This window comes from Polaribacter litoreus (assembly GCF_054584775.1).
In genome coordinates this window covers 122,976-146,484 of sequence record NZ_JBTLRD010000006.1, presented here as the reverse complement: position 1 = coordinate 146,484, position 23,509 = coordinate 122,976, and the positions used below count along the sequence as shown (strand labels likewise).

19 protein-coding genes and 1 other RNA gene are annotated in these 23,509 nt (G+C 29.7%); 10 read left to right on the top strand and 10 right to left on the bottom strand.

Annotated features, from left to right (window positions below; all coding sequences use genetic code 11):
• The first annotated feature begins 416 nt into the window (after positions 1-416).
• Positions 417-1,181: a hypothetical protein gene (locus ACW9UN_RS06955; protein WP_459485188.1), complete on the top strand. Its 765-nt coding sequence runs from the start codon at positions 417-419 to the stop codon at positions 1,179-1,181.
• 129 nt (positions 1,182-1,310) lie between these two features.
• Complete coding sequence (locus ACW9UN_RS06950; protein WP_459485186.1) at positions 1,311-2,045, top strand: DUF1647 domain-containing protein; 735 nt, start codon at positions 1,311-1,313, stop codon at positions 2,043-2,045.
• A gap of 4 nt (positions 2,046-2,049) precedes the next feature.
• Here the strand turns inward: ACW9UN_RS06950 and ACW9UN_RS06945 are convergent, their stop codons facing one another.
• The 4 genes from ACW9UN_RS06945 to ACW9UN_RS06930 form a co-directional block, all read right to left on the bottom strand.
• The gene (locus tag ACW9UN_RS06945; protein WP_459485184.1) at positions 2,050-3,879 is read right to left on the bottom strand and encodes an ABC transporter ATP-binding protein; all 1,830 of its coding nucleotides are present in this window, start codon (positions 3,877-3,879) and stop codon (positions 2,050-2,052) included.
• Positions 3,879-5,594 carry a phospho-sugar mutase gene (locus ACW9UN_RS06940; RefSeq protein WP_459485182.1) on the bottom strand — a complete coding sequence of 572 codons (1,716 nt, stop codon included), beginning with the start codon at positions 5,592-5,594 and terminating at the stop codon, positions 3,879-3,881. The genes ACW9UN_RS06945 and ACW9UN_RS06940 overlap by 1 nt, the downstream gene beginning before the upstream one ends.
• Before the next feature lie 62 nt (positions 5,595-5,656).
• Positions 5,657-6,613, bottom strand: coding sequence for a glycosyltransferase family 2 protein (locus tag ACW9UN_RS06935; protein ID WP_459485180.1), 957 nt, complete (start codon positions 6,611-6,613; stop codon positions 5,657-5,659).
• A gap of 76 nt (positions 6,614-6,689) precedes the next feature.
• The gene (locus ACW9UN_RS06930) at positions 6,690-7,217 is read right to left on the bottom strand and encodes a DUF4199 domain-containing protein (RefSeq protein WP_459485178.1); all 528 of its coding nucleotides are present in this window, start codon (positions 7,215-7,217) and stop codon (positions 6,690-6,692) included.
• A 160-nt stretch (positions 7,218-7,377) separates the two neighbouring features.
• Here ACW9UN_RS06930 and ffs point away from each other — a divergent pair.
• An RNA gene (ffs, locus tag ACW9UN_RS06925) (signal recognition particle sRNA small type) lies at positions 7,378-7,476 on the top strand.
• A 72-nt stretch (positions 7,477-7,548) separates the two neighbouring features.
• Positions 7,549-8,352 (top strand): SDR family oxidoreductase, encoded by an 804-nt coding sequence (locus ACW9UN_RS06920; RefSeq protein WP_459485176.1) that lies wholly within the window; start codon positions 7,549-7,551, stop codon positions 8,350-8,352.
• On the opposite strand, the gene ACW9UN_RS06915 is transcribed toward ACW9UN_RS06920, so the two are convergent.
• Positions 8,349-9,389 carry a hypothetical protein gene (locus tag ACW9UN_RS06915; protein ID WP_459485173.1) on the bottom strand — a complete coding sequence of 347 codons (1,041 nt, stop codon included), beginning with the start codon at positions 9,387-9,389 and terminating at the stop codon, positions 8,349-8,351. The two genes, ACW9UN_RS06920 and ACW9UN_RS06915, sit on opposite strands and share 4 nt — an antisense overlap.
• Positions 9,390-9,583: 194 nt before the next feature.
• On the opposite strand from ACW9UN_RS06915, the gene fsa reads away from it, so the two are divergent.
• The 3 genes from fsa to ACW9UN_RS06900 all read left to right on the top strand — a co-directional run bounded on the left by fsa (position 9,584) and on the right by ACW9UN_RS06900 (position 12,642).
• A complete protein-coding gene (fsa, locus tag ACW9UN_RS06910; RefSeq protein ID WP_459485171.1) occupies positions 9,584-10,237 on the top strand; it encodes a fructose-6-phosphate aldolase in 654 nt (217 codons plus the stop codon).
• Positions 10,238-10,501: 264 nt separating this feature from the next.
• Positions 10,502-12,223 carry a 2-succinyl-5-enolpyruvyl-6-hydroxy-3-cyclohexene-1-carboxylic-acid synthase gene (menD, locus tag ACW9UN_RS06905; RefSeq protein ID WP_459485169.1) on the top strand — a complete coding sequence of 574 codons (1,722 nt, stop codon included), beginning with the start codon at positions 10,502-10,504 and terminating at the stop codon, positions 12,221-12,223.
• Positions 12,223-12,642 carry a S1 RNA-binding domain-containing protein gene (locus ACW9UN_RS06900; protein WP_459485167.1) on the top strand — a complete coding sequence of 140 codons (420 nt, stop codon included), beginning with the start codon at positions 12,223-12,225 and terminating at the stop codon, positions 12,640-12,642. Before menD ends, ACW9UN_RS06900 begins: the two co-directional genes overlap by 1 nt.
• Before the next feature lie 19 nt (positions 12,643-12,661).
• On the opposite strand, the gene ACW9UN_RS06895 is transcribed toward ACW9UN_RS06900, so the two are convergent.
• Positions 12,662-13,243: a MiaE family protein gene (locus ACW9UN_RS06895; protein WP_459485164.1), complete on the bottom strand. Its 582-nt coding sequence runs from the start codon at positions 13,241-13,243 to the stop codon at positions 12,662-12,664.
• Positions 13,244-13,364: 121 nt separating this feature from the next.
• Between ACW9UN_RS06895 and ACW9UN_RS06890 the strand changes: the two genes are divergently transcribed.
• On the top strand, positions 13,365-14,678 hold the full coding sequence (locus ACW9UN_RS06890) for a DEAD/DEAH box helicase (RefSeq protein WP_459485162.1): 1,314 nt from the start codon (positions 13,365-13,367) through the stop codon (positions 14,676-14,678).
• 444 nt (positions 14,679-15,122) lie between these two features.
• On the top strand, positions 15,123-16,976 hold the full coding sequence (locus tag ACW9UN_RS06885; protein ID WP_459485161.1) for a cation:proton antiporter: 1,854 nt from the start codon (positions 15,123-15,125) through the stop codon (positions 16,974-16,976).
• Between the two features lie 291 nt (positions 16,977-17,267).
• On the opposite strand, the gene dnaX is transcribed toward ACW9UN_RS06885, so the two are convergent.
• A complete protein-coding gene (gene dnaX / locus ACW9UN_RS06880) occupies positions 17,268-18,956 on the bottom strand; it encodes a DNA polymerase III subunit gamma/tau (protein ID WP_459485159.1) in 1,689 nt (562 codons plus the stop codon).
• A 225-nt stretch (positions 18,957-19,181) separates the two neighbouring features.
• On the opposite strand from dnaX, the gene msrA reads away from it, so the two are divergent.
• Complete coding sequence (gene msrA / locus ACW9UN_RS06875; protein WP_459485157.1) at positions 19,182-19,856, top strand: peptide-methionine (S)-S-oxide reductase MsrA; 675 nt, start codon at positions 19,182-19,184, stop codon at positions 19,854-19,856.
• A gap of 32 nt (positions 19,857-19,888) precedes the next feature.
• Here msrA and ttcA read toward each other — a convergent pair whose 3' ends face one another.
• From ttcA to ACW9UN_RS06860, 3 genes are read right to left on the bottom strand one after another with little or no spacing between them, the layout of a single operon-like run.
• Positions 19,889-20,662: a tRNA 2-thiocytidine(32) synthetase TtcA gene (ttcA, locus tag ACW9UN_RS06870; protein ID WP_459485155.1), complete on the bottom strand. Its 774-nt coding sequence runs from the start codon at positions 20,660-20,662 to the stop codon at positions 19,889-19,891.
• Between the two features lie 49 nt (positions 20,663-20,711).
• The gene (locus ACW9UN_RS06865; protein ID WP_459485153.1) at positions 20,712-21,890 is read right to left on the bottom strand and encodes an aspartate aminotransferase family protein; all 1,179 of its coding nucleotides are present in this window, start codon (positions 21,888-21,890) and stop codon (positions 20,712-20,714) included.
• A gap of 2 nt (positions 21,891-21,892) precedes the next feature.
• Positions 21,893-23,476, bottom strand: a complete 1,584-nt coding sequence (locus tag ACW9UN_RS06860; RefSeq protein ID WP_459485150.1) for an OstA-like protein — start codon at positions 23,474-23,476, stop codon at positions 21,893-21,895.
• Positions 23,477-23,509 lie beyond the last annotated feature (33 nt).

Below are 23,509 nucleotides of genomic sequence, written 5' to 3'. Positions count from 1 at the left end.
ACCCAAGGTAAAGCCTTGTCAAGTTTGGTATTTTATGTAAATGTTTAATCAAATTGATTTGCTAACTATATGAATCTGAAATTTTGGTGCAATTAATCCTGTAAAACTTTAAAACTTTGATTATAAATTCTAGTTAGTAACAATCAAAATAAAGAAGTATATTAGATACAGTAAGTTCATTAGAGAATTATATTGCTTTTGTTCAAATTATATAGGCTTTCAATTTAAAGCCTATTAAAGTAATTGGGTAAGTAAAAGATGCTTTTTTAAGAAATTTATTATTTAAAACTAAATTTAGACTACAGTTTTATGATATAAAGTTAAAAAAATTAAATATTAATTAATTTTTATTTATGTTAGCTATTCAAAAATAGCTATTTTTTTCAAGTGATTTATTAACATTTAAAATAAAAAAAATGAAGTTTTTTTTAAGAATAACCCTATGCCTATTTTTAACAACATTAATATCATGCCAATCTGAAGAAATACAAGAAAGTGAATCTGCTTTTCTTAAGACCGAAGTCTTATATTTAGATGGAAAAAAAATTGAAATAGATACTTATACAGATGCAAATGGAATTGTTTCAATCGGTGAAGAAAGTAAAGTAATAATTAACAGTTTTCTTGAAGCCAATCCAAATTATTCAAGTTTAATCTTATCTAATGACAATGCAATTCGTATATTTAAAAATGATAATGATAAAGATAAATTCAAATCCTCAATTGGCTATAAAGTAAATAATGATATCTTTCATAGTAAAGCAGAAGCTTTTATAGAGGATGGTCCCATTGATGGTGGGCCGATTGGTGGAGGTTCTTCATCTTTTCCTTTATTAAATGTAAAAATGTATGAACATATAAACAATGTAGGATTATTAGACGATTGGACAATATACCATACATCACTAAATTCTCGTAGAAGGTATTTTAGTTATTTAAATACTAATAATATGAATGATAAAATTTCTTCCTTCGTAGTAAATAAAATGGTAGGTGCAAATTTCAATGGAGTATCGTTATTTATTTATAAAGATGATATTGGTAGCACTACTGATAGAGAATTTCTTATACATGTAAATGATATGCCTTATATTGTTAGTAATTTATCATGGTATTGGATGTCTGGAACAGAGCATGGTGGGAGAAATCATGGAATGATCAGATTAGCTCTTATCAAGTAAATTTTTTAAATTAATAATTAATAATAATTTAAAATAGCATCTATTAATTAATAGATGCTATTTTTGTTATTATAAAATTCAAATAATAAAAAATTGAGTAAAATAATAATTTACATTAAGACTTTAGTCTTGGAGCTAAAATTAATTTTTAAACCTAAAAAACAGAAACTTGTTATTATTTCTGCTTCTGACAGTTCGCATTATAAAAGCCTTTATCAGTTTTTAGAAAGTGTTTTTATTCATGAAAAAAAAACGAAGGTAATTGTATATGATTTAGGCCTAAAGGTTTCAGAAAGAAAAGTTTTATTACAAAGTTTTAAAACACTTGACTTAAGAACCTTTGATTATTCCAAATATCCAAAGTATTTTAATATAAAAATTAATGCGGGTGAGTATGCATGGAAACCTATTATTATAGCACAAGTATTGAATGAGTTTAAGTGTTCTGTTTGTTGGTTGGATGCAGGTAATATTATTACTAAACCACTAAATAATTTAAGAAAAATAATTGAACTTTATGGCTTTTACTCGCCTTTTTCAAAAGGTTTAATTTCTGATTGGACTCATTATAAATCTTTAGAATTTCTTAAAGTTTCTAAAAATAAAAAAATATTGAATCAAAGAAATTTAAATGGGGCTTGTGTATGTGCAGATTATAATAATAAAAAAGTAAGAAATGTTATTAATCAATGGAAGGAGTGTGCATTAAATAAAGACTGTATTGCTCCTAATGGAAGCAATAGAAATAATCACAGACAGGATCAAGCAATTTTATCGACGCTAGTTTACAAATACATTCCTGAAATCGGAAAAAAAATGATGTTTAAACGTTTTGGTTTTAAAATTCATCAAGATATTGATTAATTTTTTAACTCAAACTTTGCATAGAAACTAACTTAAAGTATTCACCTTTTTTAGTTAATAAATCGTCGTGTTTTCCTTGCTCTACAATTTTTCCTTTTTTCATTACTACAATTATATCTGCTTTTTGGATGGTAGATAATCTGTGGGCAATAACCAAAGAAGTTCTGTTTTGCATCATTTTTTCTAAAGCCACTTGTACCAATTGTTCAGATTCTGTGTCTAAGGCAGAAGTAGCCTCATCTAAAATCATAATTGGTGGATTTTTTAAAACAGCTCTCGCAATCGATAAACGTTGTTTTTGACCTCCAGAAAGAGAGTTTCCACTATCACCAATATTAGTTTTAAGTTTTTCTGGTAAATCCTTAATAAATTCCATAGCATTTGCAATTTCTGCAGCCTCTATAACTTCGGTTTCTGATGCATTTTCTGAACCTAATTTAATATTATTTTCAACAGAATCGTTAAACAAAATAGATTCTTGTGTAACAATACCCATTAAACCTCTTAAAGATTTTTTAGTAACATCTTTTATGCTGATGCCATCTACTAAAATATCACCTTTATTAACATCGTAAAAACGGGTAATTAAATTGGCAAGTGTAGATTTTCCACTTCCAGATTGGCCAACCAAAGCAACTGTTTGTCCTTTTTTAATTGTTAAAGAAAAATCTTTTAAAACATATTCTTTTTTGTATTTAAAAGAAATATTTTTAAACTCAATTTCGCTTATAAAATCTTGTTTTACAATAGCCTCAGGTTTGTCTTTTATGCTGTTTTCAGTATTTAAAACTTGCATAATCCTTTCTGCAGAAGCTTCTCCCTTTTTTATGTTGTAAAATGTTGTGGTTATTAGTTTTATAGGATTTAGAACAGTATAAAATAACACAATATACCCCATAAATTTACCCGCTTGTAAAGAGCTTGTATTTTCTAAAACCTCAGTACCTCCATACCAAAGAATGGCAATTATGGTTGCAGATCCTAAAAATTCACTCATAGGCGATGCTAAAGTTTGCCTATGAAAAACACTAGTCATTAACCTTCTAAATGTAGTTGTAGATTCGTTGAATTTTCTTTCAATAATTCTTTCTGAATTAAAACCTTTTATCACCCTTAAACCACCCAAAGTTTCTTCTATAAAAGATAAAAATGTACCGGTTTCTTTTTGTGCCTTGATTGATTGTGATTTTAATTTTTTACTGATAGATGAAATAATAAAACCAGAAACAGGCAAAAGAACAAAAACAAATAATGTTAATTCTACACTTATAAAAAGCATTATTCCAATAGAAATTACCACTGTTAAAGGCTCTCTAACTAAGGTTTCTATTGATGTTAAAATTGAGTTTTCTACTTCTTGCACATCAGCAGTCATCCTTGCAATAATGTCTCCTTTTCTTTTTTCTGTAAAGTATGCGATTGGCAATTCTACAATTTTACGATATAAATTATCTCTTAAATCTTTAACAATTCCTGTTCTTAAAAAAGTAATGACATAAGATGCCAAATACCGAAATAAGTTTTTGAAAAAGAATAAAGAAAGCGATAACAAACAGATAAATAGTAATACATTTATCTGACCATCTTCTTCTATTTTGTTTGATATAAAATAATTAAAACTGCCTTCTAAATACGATCCTAAATTGGTAATGCCTTCATAAATAGGCTTTTTAATAACCGCTTTTTTTACACCAAACAAAATATTTAATACAGGTATAAAAGCTAAGACAGATAAAACGTTAAAAATGGCGTAAAAAATATTAAAGAGAATATTTAAAAGCGTAAACTTTCTATATTCTCTTTCATATTTAAGAATGTCCTTAAAGTGACTCATTAATTTAATTTCATCTCTTTTATAATTCGTTGAATTTTTGCGTCTAATTCAGCCTCAACGTTATCAGCATTTTCAATGGCATCTAATTCGCTATTAACACTAAAATAGAATTTAATTTTAGGTTCAGTTCCACTTGGTCTTGCAGCAATTCTTGTACCAGAAGCTGTTTGATAAATTAATACATTAGATTTTGGTAAATCTATTTCAGTAACTTCTCCAGTAATTAAATTCTTTTTTGTTGATGCATCATAATCAGAAAGCGATTCTATTTTTTCTCCATCAATTTCGGTTAATGGATTGTTACGCATATCACTTAAAATTTGTTGAATTTCAGCAGCGCCATCCATTCCTTTTTTAACGATAGAAATTAAATGCTCTTTGTAATATTTATTCTCTACATAAATATTTAATAATTCTTGATAAAAAGAACTTCCATTTTGTTTTGCATATGCAGCAACTTCGCAAGCTAAAAGAGTGGCTGTTACAGCATCTTTATCACGTACAAAATCGCCTACCATATACCCAAAACTTTCTTCACCACCACCAATAAAATCTAACTCAGGGAAATCTTTTACCATTTTAGCAATCCATTTAAAACCAGTTAAACCCACTTTAGTGTCTACACCATAATTAGCAGCAACATCGTTTACTAATTCCGTAGAAACTATGGTAGAACCTACAAATTGTTTGCCATTTAATTTGCCTTCTTCTTTCCATTTACGTAATAAAAAGTCGGTCATCACAACCATAGTTTGGTTCCCATTCATTAACTTCATAATCCCTTCTAAATCTCTAACAGCAACACCTAATCTATCACAATCAGGATCTGTACCAATAACAATATCAGCACCTGTTTCATTGGCTAAATTTGTTGCCATTTCTAAAGCTTCTGGTTCTTCTGGGTTTGGCGATTTTACAGTTGGAAAATCTCCATCTGGTTTTCTTTGTTCTTCAACAATATGTACATCACTATAACCAGCCTCAGCTAAAGCATCTGGTACAGACATTATTGAAGTTCCGTGTAAAGAAGTAAAAACAATTTTTAAATTTTTTCTATCAATATTTGGTGATAGTGAACCATTTTTTACTGAGTTATCAATAAAAACTTTGTCTACATCAGCACCAATCATTTCAATCAATTCTTCATTAGCATCAAAATTGATTTCAGAAAAATCTAAAGCATTTACTTTGTTAATAATTCCGCTATCATTTGGCGGAACAATTTGACCACCATCTGCCCAATATACTTTGTAGCCATTATATTCTGGCGGATTGTGTGAAGCTGTTAATACAATACCAGCATCGCAACCTAAATGACGAACTGCAAAAGACAATTCTGGAGTTGGTCTTAAATCTTCGAAAAGAAAAACTTTAATATTATTTGCTGATAAAACATCGGCCACAACCTTTGCGAACTTTTTACTATTATGTCTACAATCGTAAGCAATAACAACACTTAATTGTTCTTTATCAACATTTTCAATCAAATAATTGGATAATCCTTGTGTGGCTCTTCCTAAAGTATATTTGTTGATTCTGTTGGTTCCAGCACCCATTGTGCCTCGCATTCCACCAGTACCAAATTCCATATCTTTATAAAATCGGTCAGCTAAATCATCAGGATTATTTTTGATTAATTCTTGAATTTCAGTTTGAGTTTCGGTATCAAAACTAGGAGTTAACCATTGTTTTGCTTTTTCTAAAATTTCATTCATAGTTTGATAAAGTTAATTTTATTGAGTTGATTAAATACTTTTTTTAAATTACAAATATACATTTACAAATTCAGTTTTTCTTTGATTGTATAGTGTTTTTCATCACTTTTTGTTTTAATAATGAGTTCTCCTAAAAAACCAGCTAAGAATAAAAGCGTTCCAAGAATCATAGATGTTAATGCAATATAAAACCAAGGATTATCTGTAACTAATATGGTTTTTATGCCATTATAAAGTTTATAAAGTTTGTAGGCACCAATGTAAAAGGCAGATGTAGTACCAAATAAAAACATAAATGTACCCCAAAGCCCGAAAAAATGCATGGGTCTTTTGCCAAATTTTGATAGAAAAGAAATGGTAATTAGGTCTAAAAAACCATTGATAAAACGATCTATACCAAATTTGGTTTCGCCATATTTTCTAGCTTGATGTTGTACTACTTTTTCTTCAATTTTATGAAAACCAGCATTTTTTGCCAAAACAGGAATGTATCTATGCATTTCACCACTAACTTTTACGGTTTTAATTACTTCATTTTTATAGGCTTTTAACCCACAGTTAAAGTCGTGTAATTTTAACCCAGACGTTTTTCTAGCGGCTGCATTGAATAACTTTGAAGGAATATTTTTGGTGATTACATTATCGTAACGTTTCTTTTTCCAGCCAGAAATTAGGTCTAATTTTTTAGCTGTAATTAATTGATATAATTCTGGTATTTCTTCAGGATTATCTTGTAAATCAGCATCCATAGTAATTACAACACTACCTTTTGCTATTTCAAAACCAGCATCTAAAGCTTGACTTTTTCCATAGTTTTTTTGAAAACGAACTCCTTTTACGGCATTATTTTTTGAAGATAAATTTTCTATAATTTTCCATGAATTGTCTGTACTACCATCATCAATAAAAATAATTTCATAGAAATAACGATTGGATTGCATCACAGATACAATCCAATCGTGTAATTCTATTAAAGATTCTTCTTCGTTTAAAAGTGGTATTACTACCGAAATTTGCATATTTAGGTTCAGATTTTGATATTCTAAAAAATCAAAGTTACCATTTTATACAATATAGAACGTTAAACTTTAGGTTTTAGTAAGCGTCTTCTTCAGATTTTTTCTTAACAGCTGCAATTATTGCAGAAGATATAAAGCCAATAAACGCCATAAACAAAATACCAATACCATAACCAATGGCAGTACCTTGAAACTTACCTTGCATTTCTATTTGCGTATCTATTTGTTCTTCTGTTAAGCCTGCATCAACAAGTGCTTTTCTAGTAACTTCTTCTACTTGTGCATAAAATTCTGGTTCTATAACCGTTGTAAAAACCACTTGGTATAAAGTACTTATAATGGTACCTACGAGTATAATACCAACGCCTATTTTTACCCCTTGTCCCCAAGTCATAAAGCCGTCACTGGTATTTTTAAATTTACTCATTCCAAGAATTGGGAATAAAATAATTCCTAACAGAATTACTCCAAAATTAATATAACCTGCTGTTGGTTCTAGGTGCATGCCTAATGCATAAGGCACAAGACTTGCTACAACTAATAACAAACCAAAATATAAACCATTATTTAAAATAATGCCTTTACTGTCCGCTTGATTTTCCATTTTTTTTTTATTTAGTTAGTGATACAAATATATGTTTTTCATTTGGTATTCTAATTTTACTACCCAAAAACATCTTATTAGTAATCAATACTTTAAAAATGTTACATAAAATTTAGTGTTTTTTTAATTGTTTAAATAAAAATAGATTGTAAATTTGCAGTGGCAAGTCCTACACAACTAGCTCCCTTTGAATCCCCCAGGGTGGGAACACAGCAAGGGTATTAGGTTGTAGCAGTGTGATGTAGATAGCTTGCCATTTTTTGTGCGCTATATTTACGTTTCTTCTTTTATCTTTTCTGATATTTGTTCTATAATTATAATTTTAAAAAACATGTCTAAAGTAGTCTTAGTTACTGGAGCTTCTTCTGGAATAGGAAAATCGATTGCAACTTTTTTAAGCGAAAAAGGCTTTACTGTTTACGGTACAAGTAGAAATCCAAAAAACATAGATAGTTTTTCTTTTCAATTAATTGCTTTAGATGTTTTAAATACAGCAACTATAAATAGTGCAGTAGATTTAATTATAGAAAAAGAAGGCAAATTAGATGTTTTGGTAAATAATGCAGGAATGGGAATTACAGGCCCTGTAGAAGATACTCCAATAGATGAAATGCGCGCAGTTTTTAATACCAATCTTTTTGGTGCTATTGATGTTATGAAAGCAGTTTTACCACAAATGCGTAAACAAAACTCAGGTACTATTATAAACGTAACTTCTATTGCTGGTTATATGGGTTTGCCTTTTAGAGCTGCATATTCTGCCTCTAAAGGTGCTTTAGAATTAGTAACAGAAGCAACAAGTATGGAGGTAAAAAACTTCGGAATTAACGTTGTAAATGTAGCTCCTGGAGATTTTGCAACAAACATTGCGGCTGGTAGGTACCACACACCAGTTTTTGACAATTCTGCTTACAAAGAAAAATATCAAGCGAGTTTAGATTTAATGGATGCTCATGTAGATCATGGAATGGATCCTATAGAAATGGCAAAAACTGTTTACAAAATTATCAACAATAAGAGCCCTAAAATACACTATAAAGTAGGCGATTTTATGCAGAAATTTTCTATTGTTTTAAAACGTGTTTTACCAGACAGAGTTTACGAAAGGTTGTTAATGAATCATTATAAACTTTAATTTGCTACATAAATGTGCTCTTCTGCATTCGAATTTAAATAGGTTTCTAAAACTTTTATTTCGCAAGTTAAGGCATTGAAATCAACTTTTATCCACCCGTAAAAATTTTGATTATTTCTAATCAAATTCACAGCATAATAATCATCTTTAGTATTCTCAAACTGTTTTTTGTAGGTTAAATTATTTTGTAGAAAAAAGTTATAACTTTCATAAGGCGCATTAAATTCATAAAAAACATCTAGCGAATTTTTTACATCTAAAGAGTTAAACTTATTGGCTGCATAACTTCTAGTGTTTTCTGTTGAAAAAGGAGGTTCAAATAGCACAGGAAATGGGATTTTAACTCCTCTTGGAGATAAAATTTCATTAATATCTTCATCAATAGCAACTAATTTAATCGTATAAGAAACAAAGTTTGGTCGGTTTTTAAAATCAACAATCTCTTCTGCAAGTAGGCTATAATCTGTAGTGCCGTCATTATCTAAATCAATATCTATAGGTAATTGGTCTGCAAAACAATCAGAAAAATACTTGTAATCGGTACTTTCAATAAAATAATCATCTGCGGTAAATTCTACCCAAAAATTAAGCGTTTTAATTAATTTATCATGATGATCTCTGTACACAATTTGTCCTGTTAATTTTTTATCTATATCCCAATCGATAATGTAAACTTCTAAAACATTAACTTCTGTTAAAGCACTTACATCTGCAGTACCTCCATTATAAAACTCGAAACCACGACTTATTTTTAAACAATTATCTACTTTTTCAAAAACAAAATTTAGCGTTTCTGAAACTCCTTCGTCATCTAGTGCCTTGGTAAAACCAATGGTAACAAAATCGTTGTTATAAGTTCCTTTCCATAAAACAGGTGCTGTATCATCTGCTATAGCAACTGCATCTGCTTCAGAAATTTCTAGATCAGAAAAATTACAAATAATTGAACCCTCTATACCTTCTGTTTGAATTTCTCTCTCACAGGATACCAAAAAAAGGTAAAATAAAATTAATAATGTGTTTTTGTAAAATCGCATAATAAAATAAAGTGGAAAGTTATAAATTATGACTCACTTGAAGACCATCAATCAATAAAAAAGCTAAATTTTTAACATAATACGATAATTAGAAACTTTTTACAGCTAAATTTTAAAACTTGATGTGTTTAAATTACTGATAAATAATCTTTGTTTATATCTTTGTAAGTAAATCAATAAATCAATAAATAAAAATGAAATTTTTCATAGATACTGCAAATTTAGAGCAAATTAAAGAAGCACAAGAGTTAGGTATTTTAGATGGTGTAACTACAAACCCATCTTTAATGGCAAAAGAAGGAATTACTGGCGAAGAAAACATTATAAACCATTACAAAACAATTTGTGATGTTGTTGATGGCGATGTTTCTGCTGAGGTTATTTCTACAGACTTTGATGGAATGGTTAAAGAAGGTGAAGCTTTAGCAGCTTTAAATCCACAGATTGTAGTAAAATTACCAATGATAAAAGATGGTATAAAGGCATGTAAGTACTTTTCGTCTAAAGGAATTAAAACCAATGTAACTTTAGTGTTTTCTGTTGGGCAAGCATTATTAGCAGCAAAAGCGGGTGCTACATATGTTTCTCCATTTTTAGGGCGTTTAGATGATATTTCTACAGACGGTTTAAATTTAATTGCAGAGATTAGAACGGTTTATGACAATTACAATTTTCAGACTCAAATTTTGGCAGCTTCTGTACGTCATACCATGCACATTGTAGATTGTGCAAAACTAGGATCTGATGTAATGACAGGCCCTTTAAGTGCAATTGAAGGATTGTTAAAACATCCTTTAACAGACAGTGGTTTGGCAAAATTTTTAGCAGACTATAATAAAGGAAACTAGAAGCCCATCCTAACCTTCCCAAAGGGAAGGAACTGTTGTGGGAATTGAATGTGGAAAATGTTTGTTTGAAGCTATTTCCTGCTTTCGCTACTCGCTTTTTTTGCTAGATCCTGAATTTTAATTCAGGAATCAGCAAAAAAGAGCTCAAACAGACCGCTCAATCAGGGCTAATATTGTTTGAAAGCTAATAGAAAAACTAAAAACTATGAGAGCTCCAAATTTAGTAAGTTTGGAGTTCTTTTTAAAAAGAATAAGTCTTTTTGAATGAAAAAAGATAAGGTATATTTTTCTGGCACAAGTTTTTCTCCTTTGGGGAAATTAAAAGGGGCTTTTCCAAAAAAAGAACTCGCACAATTAGTAATTTCAGCTTGTTGTCAATTTAATATTGATACTATTGTTATTTCTCCTGGTTCTAGAAATGCACCATTAACCATAGGTTTTTCTAATCATAAAGAAATAGAAACGTTAAGTGTTGTTGATGAGCGATGTGCTGCTTTTTTTGCTTTAGGTATTGCACAACAAAAACAAAAACCAGTGGCAGTTTTGTGCACTTCTGGTTCTGCCTTGTTAAATTATTATCCAGCAATTTCAGAAGCTTTTTACAGCAATATTCCGTTAGTTGTAATTTCTGCTGATAGACCCAAACATTTAATTGATATTGGTGATGGCCAAACCATTCGTCAAGAAAATGTGTTTGAAAATCATATTTTATTTTCTGCGAACTTAATCGAAAACCCAAAGTTTAATCCTCGAAACTCGCAACTGATTGGCGAGGCATTACAAATTGCAACATCCCAAAAAGGACCTGTACATATTAACGTTCCTTTTGATGAGCCTTTGTATGAAACTGTAGATGAATTAAAAGAATTTCACTTTCCGAAGATATCATCAAGTTTTTTAGATAATTCTAATATCGATTATAAAAATTTATCAAAAATTTGGAATACTTGTAAAAAGAAAATGATTTTGGTAGGGGTAAATTATCCTGATGCAGAGTTACACCAATTAATGGACTTGTATGCTGATGACGATTCTGTGTTAATTTTTACAGAAACAACATCAAACTTACATCATAAAAAAGCAATCAATTCTATAGATCAATTAATTTTTTCTTTGAATGATACTGATTTTTTAGACTTGCAACCAGATATTCTCATCACTTTTGGTGGAATGATAGTATCAAAACGAATTAAAAAATTTTTAAGAACTTACAGCCCAAAACATCATTGGGATATTGATGAGCGAAAAGCAACAAATACGTTTTTTTGTTTATCAGATTTTATACAAACCAATCCGAATAATTTTTTTAGCAATTTCAATGCAAATATTTCTAAATTAGAAAGTGATTATCAACCAAAATGGTTAGCCATACGAGATAAAAGAAGAATAAAACATTCCGAATATTTATCAAAAATTATACATTCCGATTTTAAAGCTTTTGAACAGGTTTTAGAAAGTGTACCAGATAATGTACAGTTGCAAATAAGTAATAGTGCTATCATTAGATATGCACAACTTTTTACGATTAATAGCAGTGTTGAGGTATATTGTAACAGAGGTACAAGTGGTATTGATGGCAGTACATCAACCGCAATTGGAGCGGCTTTTGCAAACAACAAGCAAACCATTTGCATTACTGGAGACTTGAGTTTCTTTTACGATTCTAACGCGCTTTGGAATACAAATATCCCAAAAAATTTTCGTATCATTTTAATGAATAATTCTGGTGGTGGAATTTTTAAAATTATACCAGGTCCGTCAACAACAAATGCGCAAAAATATTTTGAAACACCCCATTGTTTAACTGCAGAGCATTTGTGCAAAATGTACGGATTTGAATATCAAAAAGCATATTCTAAAGAAACCGTTGAAAAAGAATTACAAGGATTTTATCAAGAATCAAAACAGCCTAAAATATTAGAAATTTTTACACCAAGTGAAGATAACGATAAAATTTTGGCAGCATATTTTAAATATATACAATAATGGATTTACAAGTAGGAGACAAGGTTGAGTTAGTTATAGAAAAAGAAACTGCATTGGGTTATGTTGTACTAATTAATGAAGAATTTGAAGGCTTATTATATAGAAATGAGGTTTTTGAAGATTTAGATATTGATATGGAAGTAGAAGGTTACATCAAAAATATTCGTGAAGATGGTAAAATTGATGTTTCTTTAAGACCACAAGGTTTTAGAAATGTAATTGATACTGATGTAGATAAAGTATTAACTAAATTACAAAAAAGTAAAGAAGGCTTTTTATTATTAACGGATAAAAGCTCTCCTGAATCAATCAAGTTCCATTTAAAAATGAGCAAAAAAGCATTTAAAAAGGCTATAGGAAATTTATACCGTCAAAAATTAATCATTTTAAAAGAAGATAGAATTGAATTGGTAAAATAATCCAAAATTTAATATAGTGTTACCCGTGAATTTTAGCCGTTTTTCCTCTTTCTTTCATCATTTCTGCTTCAAACTTTAATAAAGCATTCCATTTTTTATCAACAATTGCTCTATCTTGATATTCTCTGGCAAATTGTAAAAAAGTAGTATAATGATTGGCTTCAGAAATCATTAAGTTTTTGTAGAACTTTTGCAATTCTTCATCTTCCATATTTTCAGAAAAAACCTTAAAGCGCTCACAACTTCTAGCTTCTATTAAAGCAGCCACTAACAAACGTTGAATTAAAGCATTGGTTCTGTCTTTTGTTTTTGGGAAAAATTTCTGCAAACGAACTGCATAATCATTTTTCTGCTCACGCCCTAAAACCATTCCTCTTTTTACCATTAATAAATGTACCATTTTAAAATGTTGCATTTCTTCTATAGCAATATTGCTCATTTCTTTAACTAGTTCTGTTTCTTCAGAATAATTAATAATGATAGATACTGCATTAGACGCTGCTTTTTGTTCTAAAAATGCATGGTCTGTTAATATTTGTTGCAAATTTACTTTTGCAATTTCTGCCCAAGAAGTTTCTGTTTCGAATTGTAAGCCTAACATTGTTTTAATTTGAAAACACAAAAGTAAAAAAATATACACCCTTTTTTGATAAAAGACTAACTATCTTTGAACCGAATTTAAAATTCATTAAGTTCATTTAATTTTTACAGCAATAACAAGTATGGCAAATAGTATTAAAAATCAAGAAGATATTTTAGCAAAATTGAATATTTATGAGTTGAATGAAATGCAAAATGAAGCCATTTCTGTAATAGATACCACAGCAAATACCATACTTCTTTCGCCTACAGGAACAGGTAAAACGTTAGCTTTTTTGTTGCCAACTTTAAAGTTGATAGACCCTGAAAATAAAGATATTCAAGTACTAATCTTAGTACCTTCTAGAGAGTTAGCCATTCAAATTGAGCAAGTTATCAGAGAAATGGGTACTGGTTTTAAGGTGAATGCAGTTTATGGAGGACGTTCTATGGCCAAAGATAAAATAGAAATAAAACATACACCAAGTATTTTAATTGGTACTCCTGGTAGAATTTCTGATCATTTTGCCAACGATCGTTTTTCTAAAGAAAGCATTAAAACTTTAATTTTAGATGAGTTTGATAAATCTTTAGAAGTTGGTTTTGAATATGAAATGAGAGGTATTATCAATCAATTGCCAAATATTAACAAACGAATTTTAACATCAGCAACACAAGATGCCGAAATTCCTGATTTTGTTAACCTAAATAATCCTAGCATTATCAATTATTTAACCGAAAAAAAATCTAAAAAATTAGATATTAAGATTGTTGCATCAGACGCAAAAAATAAAAATGAAACTTTAGTTAACTTATTAAAATATATTGGTAACAAACCCGGAATTATTTTTTGCAATCTAAAAAGTAGTATTGATAATGTAAGCGATTTTTTAACGAAGAGTAAAATTACACATACTTGTTTTTCAGGAGGTATGGAGCAAAGAGATCGTGAGCGTTCTTTAATTAAATTTAGAAATGGAACAAGTCAGATTTTATTGGCCACAGATTTAGCTGCTAGAGGAATAGATATCCCAGAATTGCAATACATTATTCATTACGAATTGCCACAAAGAATAGAAGAATTTACCCATAGAAATGGAAGAACAGCCAGAGTAGATGCCAAAGGAACTGCTTATGTGTTAAAATGGAAAAAGGAAATTTTGCCAGAATTTATTAAAGGATATACAAATACTGATATAACCCATCAGCAAAAATTAAAACCTGTTTTTTGGGAAACTTTGTTTGTTTCTGGTGGTAGAAAAGACAAAATTTCTAAAGGAGATCTTGCTGGGTTGTTCTTTAAAAAAGGAAATTTAAACAAAGATCAACTGGGTATTATTGAGCTAAAACAAGATTGTGCATTTGTTGCTGTGCCAGTAACAGAGGCAAAAAGATTGGTAGAACAATTAAATAATGTGCGTTTAAAAAATAAAAAAGTTCGAGTTTTTATGGTGTAATTTTACCTTTTGATAAAAACGTTGTCATAAAAAAAAATAAGCAATAACAGTACATATTCAATCATTTAAAATCAATAGATTGTTGTTTTTGGTGCCATAAAGTATATCATTTTTAATACTAAAAAAACGCTTTTTTTAGTGGATTAACCCGTTTTAGAATGCATATTTTACTAATTTTAATCCTTTTTTTTAGTTATATAGCATTGCTACTAAAATCTTTTGAATTGATAAACTGATGAAAATCATCTGCAAAAATCATTTGCTTTTAAGTTTAAGAAAAAAGTTATTCGTGTCAGAAGTTTATTATAATTTTAAAAAAATACGTTTGAATTTGTAATAATTAACATAATAAATTCAACTTTAAAAGCAAGAAAAAAATTATGGATTTTATTTTTATGATACATAAACATTCTTAAATTTACTAATTCATCATAGGCACAAAATATGTTAGAGTTAGCAGGAATTATAATTTTAGGAATATTGGCACAATGGGTGGCTTGGAAATTTAAAATACCAGCCATATTGCCGTTAATTTTAATAGGTTTATTAGTAGGACCCATAGCAGCAACATATTTAAGTGAAGATGGAGCAAAATGGATTGAGCCTATTTGGAATGGTGAAAAAGGTTTGTTTCCAGGAGAAGGTTTGTATTATTTTGTTTCTTTAGCCATTAGTATTATTCTTTTTGAAGGAGGTTTAACCTTAAAGAGAAGTGAAATAAAAAATGTAGGACCTGTAATTACCAAATTAATCACTTTAGGATCTGCAATTACTTTTTTTGGCGCAGGTATTGTTGCGCATTATGTTTTTAATTTAGGTTGGGATCTATCGTTTTTATTCTCTGGATTAATTATTGTTACTGGTCCAACTGTAATCACTCCAATTTTAAGAAACATTCCTTTAAAAAGAGATATTTCTACGGTTTTAAAATGGGAAGGAATTTTAATTGATCCAATTGGGGCCTTAGTAGCAGTTTTGGTTTTTGAGTTTATTAGCGTTGGTGGTGGTGGTGGTTTTACCAAAACAGCCTTAATTGAATTTGGTAAAATTCTACTTTTTGGAACAACCTTTGGCTTTACTTTTGCGCATGCATTAGCCTACGCCATCAATAAAAAACTAATTCCACATTATTTATTAAATGTAGTATCATTATCTACAGTGTTGTTGGTTTTTGTAGAATCAGAAATATTTGCTCACGAATCTGGTCTTTTAGCAGTGGTTGTTATGGGGATGGTTTTAGGAAATGGAAAGCTAAAAAATTTAAAAGAATTATTATATTTTAAAGAATCACTCAGCGTTTTATTAATATCAATCTTATTTATTTTATTGGCTGCAAATATAAACATGAAAGATTTAATGTTGCTCTATACATGGAAAACTGCTACGCTTTTTGCTATAGTAGTTTTTGTGATAAGACCGCTAGCTGTTTTTGCGAGTACATTTAACTCTAAATTAAAATTAAATGAAAAGCTATTTATAAGTTGGGTTGGTCCAAGAGGTATTGTTGCTGCTGGTATTGCATCATTATTTGGCAGTAAATTATTAAAACAAGGGGTTGAAGGTGCAGAGTATATAACCCCTTTAGTGTTTATGATTGTGCTAGGAACAGTGCTACTAAATGCAACAACAGCAAGATTATTTGCCAAACTTGTAGGCGTATTTCTTAAGAGTTCTAATGCTATTTTAATTGTAGGAGCTTCTAATCCATCAAGATTAATTGCTTCGTATTTACGAGATAAAGGAAAAAGAGTCGTTTTAATAGATTCTAATAAAAACTTTATAAACCAAGCCCAAGAAGATGATTTTGAGGCAATTGCTGTAAATATTTATGATGATGATTTAGGAGGTAATATAGAGCTTAGTGATGTTGGTTATTTAATTGCAATGACAGGTAATGATGCTGTTAATAAATATGCTTTGAGTACATTTTCAGAAATTTTTGGAGAACATGGTTCTTTTAGATTGGCTTCTTCTTTAGAAGTTATCAATGCTACAGAACAAGATCGTTTGGCCTTTTTTACACCTAATGATGATTATATTAACTTAAGTGAAGCATTTAGAGAAAATCCAACCATTAAAGAGGTAAAAATTGAAAATGAACAAGAATACGATGCGGTTTTAAAAATGTTGGCAAATGAAGAAAAATCAATTCCTTTGTTTATAGAAAATGAAAAGGGCTTGTATTTAATTGCTGAAGTAGAAAAAGAACAAATGGAAAAGAAAAACCTTGTTTTATCTTATTTAGGTAAAGAAATAAGTGATGCTTATAAAGAAAAAATTGTAGCTGACGATTTGTAATTAACATGATCGATATAATTTTTTAGAGCAATACAAGTTTATTTTACTAAAAAACAGCAGATTGTCATTTCGAATATTACTACGATAAAACTAAATTTTTAGTAAAATGAAGGCGATAAGTAGCCATTCTTTTAAGCGCTATAATGAAACTATCTCTCAATTATAATAAAGTTCAATTCTAAACTTTTTGCAATTTCATTACAGATTAAAAACCAAATAACTGCAATAAAAGCATTGCCAAAAAAGTAATTCATAAGTTGGTAAGCTATAAGTGTAAAAAAACTATTTTTATTACAAATCCAATTCAAAAGTTTGGCGTAATTTTTCTAATAAAGGGTTTTTTTCTGCTAATTTTTTAAACTTTTCTTCATTGGTGTATGCAAATTTTTTCTCTATTTTTTCATTCAAATTTACAATGATTTCAATACCGTAATTATTAAGCTGTTGTCTTAAAAAACCTAATAATTTTGGACGTCCTTTGTGAAATTGATCTTGCATCAATTTATTGGGTACAGAAAATGAAATTTTAAAATTATCTTCTAATTTAGGTACATCTGTTGCCACTATAGAAGCCATACTTCTTTGTCCTTTTTTTTGAAGTAACACAGCATACTCTTTCCAAAGTGTTTCTAATTTTTCTTGAGTAAAAGCTTCCTTAGGATGATTGTCAAAATTTTCTTCAATCTCAGATTTTTTTATTTCTTTTTTTTGATAAATACTTTTTAAAGAAAGAGAAGATGTTCTTCTTCTGGTAGATTGTAATATAGGAGTTTTTAGCTTTGGTTTAGATGATTCAACCTTTTGAGGTTTTGTAGGTGTAACCGTTTTTTGAGTAGGCTTTGCAACTGTTTTTTTAGCAGGAGAAAGCGCTTGAAAAAATGTAGCCGGAATTATGTAATTAGCTGGCTTTTTTTTTTCTCCATCAAAAGTGATAGAGGCAATCTGCATTAAAGTTAATTCCACCAGTAATCGTTGATTTTTACTAGCTCTATAATTTAAATCGCAATCATTCGCTTTATGAATAGCTTGCATTAAAAACGGAATACTTGCTTTTGTAGCTTGCTCTAAATATTTTTTTTTGGCAGCATCACCTACCTCTAATAAATCTAAAGTAGCTTTGTCTTTAGCTACTAATAAATCTCTAAAATGACTCGCTAATCCATTGATAAAATGATGGCCTTCAAATCCTTTTGCTAATATTATGTTGAATGCATTCAATACATCTGGAATTTTATTCTCTAGCAATAAATTTGTCATATTAAAATACGTATCGTAATCTAACACATTCAAATTTTCAGTAACAGCTTCTCTAGTTAAATTTTTACCAGAAAAACTAACTACTCTATCAAAAATAGACAAAGCGTCACGCATTGCTCCATCTGCTTTTTGTGCAATTATATGCAAAGCATCATCTTCTGCAGTAATATTTTCTTTTTGGCAAATGGTTTTTAGATAGTTTTTGGCGTCTAAAACACCAATTCGTTTAAAATCAAAAATTTGACAACGAGATAAAATGGTAGGTATAATTTTATGTTTTTCTGTTGTTGCTAAAATAAAAATAGCATGTGCAGGAGGTTCTTCTAACGTTTTTAAAAACGCATTAAAAGCGGCTTGAGATAACATGTGTACCTCATCAATAATATAAACTTTATACTTACCTGTTTGAGGTGGAATACGAACCTGATCTGTTAAACTTCTAATATCATCTACAGAATTGTTTGAAGCAGCATCTAATTCAAAAATATTAAAGGCAAAATCTTCATCATCAGAAGTTTTAACCTCTTGTTGATTTATTTTCTTTGCTAATATTCTGGCACAGGATGTTTTACCAACACCTCTTGGTCCTGTAAATAACAAGGCTTGTGCTAAATGATTGTTTTGTATAGCGTTTAATAAGGTATTTGTTATGGCTTGTTGCCCAACAACATCTTCAAAATTTTGTGGCCTGTATTTACGTGCTGATACTATAAAATGCTCCATTACTCAAATTAACTACACAAAAGTAAGGTTCTGCACGGGTTTCTACAACTTCAATTCTTAACAAAATGCTAAAGTTGTAAACATCTGTAAAATGATTCGTAATTTTGCGACTTATTTATTATTCGAAACATAATCAAGTTCGAATTAAAAGTTCCGAAAATTGCACTGAAAATACAATGCAATATTTGAGGTGCAATTTTTAACTTTTAATACACCAATTTATATATGAAATTATCAAAATCAGTATTTGCAATTATTTTTTCGTTATTTCTATTTTCTTGTTTAGGATTTTCGAAAAAAGAAAAAGGTTCTATACAAGTAGAAAATGGAATTAAAACGGTTTATACACCATCACAAGATATAAAAGTAGCTTATTTTGCAAGCGGATGTTTTTGGTGTGTAGAAGCAATTTTTGAAAGTGTAGAAGGAGTAGAAGAGGCTGTTTCTGGTTATGCAGGTGGACGAACTAAAAACCCCACTTACCAATCTATAGGAACTGGAAGAACAGGGCATGCAGAAACTGTAGCTGTATATTATAATCCAAAAAAAGTAAGTTTTAAAACATTGGTTACTGTTTTTTTTGGTTCACACAATCCAACAACCAAAAATGGTCAACATCCAGATTATGGAACACAATATAGATCTATTGCTTTTTATAGTACTAAAAATGAGAAAGAAATTATAGAAAACAAAATTACTCAACTAAATAAAGATATTTATGATGGTAAAATAGTTACAGAGGTTACCCAACATACAAAGTTTTATAAGGCAGAAGAGTATCACCAAGATTTTGAAAAGAGAAATCCAAACCAGAGTTATGTAAAAGCAGTTTCAATTCCTAGATTGAATAAGTTTAAAAGTAAATTTCCAGAATTGTTAAAAAAGGATAAGAAGCATTAAAATACTAGAGATTTACACTTTAGTATGGGTGCCTAGTATTTACTCAAATTTTCAAAATCAAATAGATTTTTATCTAATAAATGAGAAGGAAACACATTTTGTAATGCATTCATCATAATTGCATTTCTGTTCGGAAAATCGTTTTCCCATTCAAATATCATTTGTTTTACTTTTTTACGCTGTAAATTTTCTTGAGAGCCACATAAATTACAAGGTATAATTGGATGTTTTTTAAAGGCTGAAAATGCTTCTATATCACTTTCTCTGCAAAAAGCTAGTGGTCTTAAAATTACTAAGTCTCCAACATCATTTTTAAATTTTGGAGGCATGGTTTCTAGCTTTCCCGAAAAAAATAAGTTTAGAAAAAATGTTTCTAAAATATCATTTAAGTGATGCCCTAAAGCGAGTTTGTTACACCCCAAATCTCTGGCAGCTTCGTATAATGTTCCTCTTCGTAATCGAGAACAGAGACTGCAAGTTGTTTTACCTTCTGGAGTTTTGTCCATTACAATTTTGTAAGTATTTTTTTCTATAATTTTATAGTTTACTTTTAAATCTGTAAGATAATTGGGCAATATTTCTTCGGGAAAACCAGGTTGTTTTTGATCTAAATTAACCGCTATTAAATCAAAAGAAATAGGAGCTACTTTTTGAAAATACAGCAACATATCTAATAAAGTGTAACTATCTTTTCCACCAGATAAACACACCATAATTTTATCACCTTCTTCAATCATTTTAAACTCTTGAATGGCCTTAGCGATTGCTTTTTGTAATTTTTTTGTAGTTTGTTTAATGTGTTCCATTTTTGCAAAAATAATGGTTTAGAGCAATAAACAAAGTGAAAAATAAGAATTAAATAACTTCTTCTATGGCTTCTAGAATAATGCTGCAACCCTCTAAAAGTTCATCATCAGAAATGGTTAAAGGAGGTGTAATTCTAAGAGCTCTTGCTTCAAATAACAAAAAAAATAAAATTAATCCTTTATCTAAACATTTAAATATAATTTTTGCAGCTAGCTCTGGGCTTTCAACAATTGCGGCCAACATTAATCCTCGTCCTCTAATTTCTAAAATGGCATTGTGTTGTAAATGTGTTCTTATAATTTTTTCTTTTCGCAAACTTTCTGAAAGTAAATTTTTTTCTAAAATTTCTGTTGCAGTAGCAACACCTGCAGCAGCAATTACAGGGTGTCCAGCAAATGTAGAAATATGACCTAGTTTAGGGTTGTCTTTTAGCAAGTTCATGTGTTCAAATGATGCTATAAATGCACCAATAGGCATACCACCACCTAAACCTTTTCCAGTGATGATAATATCTGGAACAACATTGTAATTTTCGAATCCCCAGAATGTACCCGTTCTTCCAATACCACTTTGTATTTCATCTAAAATTAACAACGCACCAACCTCTTCACATCTTTTTTTTACTTTCAATAAATAGTTGTCAATCGGTTCTATAAAACCAGCACCACCTTGTATGGTTTCTAAAATTACAGCAGCAGTTTTAGTAGTAATTTGTTGTAAACAAAACTCGCAATTAAAAGTAATAAACTTATTGCCAGGAATTAAAGGTCTAAAAGCAGCATTTTGTTTATCGACTCCAGAAACACTCATTGCACCTTGTGTATTGCCATGATAAGAGTTTTTAGCAGCTATAATTTCGGCTCTGTTGGTTACTCTTTTGGCCAATTTTAGAGCACCTTCTGTAGCTTCTGTTCCTGAATTGGTAATGTATACAGATTGTAAACTTTTAGGTAAAGTAGATGCTAACAGTTTACATAAATCTACTTGAGGTTTTTGCACAAACTCACCATACACCATTACATGCGCATAAGCATCTAATTGTTTTTTTATGGCTTCAGTAACCTTTTTTGGATTGTGACCCAAGCTATTTGCAGAAACACCTGCTACAAAATCTAAATATTTTTTTCCTGAAACATCAAAAATAGAAGAATCTTTAGCATGAGAAATTTCTATAGCAAGTGGGTGAGGGCTAGTTTGTGCTTGGTATTTAAAAAAATCTGCTTTCAAAGCTATTGTTTTTTTAAGGGTAATTTTTTACTCTTTTTTTTATCTAAAACGGCGTTTGGTTTAAGTAACTCTTTATCTTTAAGTGGTTTTTTTTTCTCATCATTTTCTTTGTTAATCTCATTTTTGATAAAAATATCTTCTTTGCGTTTTGGTTGCTCACTTTCTCGCCAAATAAACCCTTTTAATTTTCTAACTTCATCAGGAAGTTTTGAAGGTGGATATGTAAGACCATCAGAATCTTTTAAATATTTTATAGATTGTATTTGTCCGTCTTCTAAAGTAAATTCAATATTACTAGAAATTTCTTTGGTAATAGTTTCTAATACTTGAGTTTGTTCATTTCTATTAAAATATACAGATTCTGCATTTCCTTTAACAAGCAACAATTTTAGTTTGTTATTGTAAAATTTACCAAACATATTTCTACCTTTAATTTGATTAAAGTCATCTTCTGATAAAGAATCTTTAGATACAATAAACGCATTATTAAACACTTTTAACGAGTCTAATTTTTCGGTTTCAACATTTGATTGTAAGTAAATACTATCTCCTGTAATTTGATTTTTATCTGACCAAATTACAGGATTTCTATACATTTTAGTGTACCCAGTTGCTTGGTTGGTATGAATAGAATCGCACTTTCCCTGTAAATCAGATTTAAAAATCTTTACATTATGGTATGTGCGTACAATTCTTTGTTCTGGTTTTCCTGTAACCAATAAGGTATCTCCATGAACAAACATCGAATCTTTATCAACTATAGAAATGGCAACTGCTTTTTTTATGATGTATAAAGAATCTTTTTTTTCAAATAACTCAGCATAATTTCCTCTAGATACAAAATTTTGAACGGTATCAATTACTTGAATATTGTTAGTTGCAGAGGCAAATCCTCGGTTTTTATCATAATACAAACTATCGCCCTCAATAGTACGTTCGTTTAAGAACAATTTTGCGTTTTTTGTAAAGTGAGAGATGTCGGTTTTAGTGTTGTAAAACCCTTTTTCTGAGTATAGTTTATTTTCGTTTTCTGTATTTGTTATGGTAGATGGACCATACAAAAAGGTTAAGCCAGAGTCTGTATAATAATCTAAATGATTAGATGCTAAATGATGCTCTGGGTTTACTACAGTTACTCTTGTGGTTGCCGTAAATTTCTTATTTTCTAAATAATAATTTCCGTTTTTACTTTTTAAAGTATTGGTGGTATCTTTAATTGTAGCATAGCTCTGATAGTATAATTTTTGGTTTATTCTATCAAATTGTAACGTATCTGTTGTTAACGTCATTGTAGGGTCTGTTAACACCACATTTCCCCAAGAAAGAGCTTGTTTGGCATTTGCATCATAATCTACATAATCACTAGTTTGCGTAATGGTATCACCTTGTTTTATGAGTACATTTCCAATAGCTTTGAAAAAATTTTGTTTTCGGTAGTATAAGGCTTGTTGGCAAGTTAGGTGAATACCAGCATGTTTCATTTTTACATTACCAATAAGCACAGTTGCACCTGGGTATTTTGCTTCGTCTGCTTCTTGAATTTCTGCTTTATACTCAATTCTTTTTTTTTGTTGTTCGTTTTTCAATTTTTCTTGAGAAAATGAAATAAAAAAAGAAGA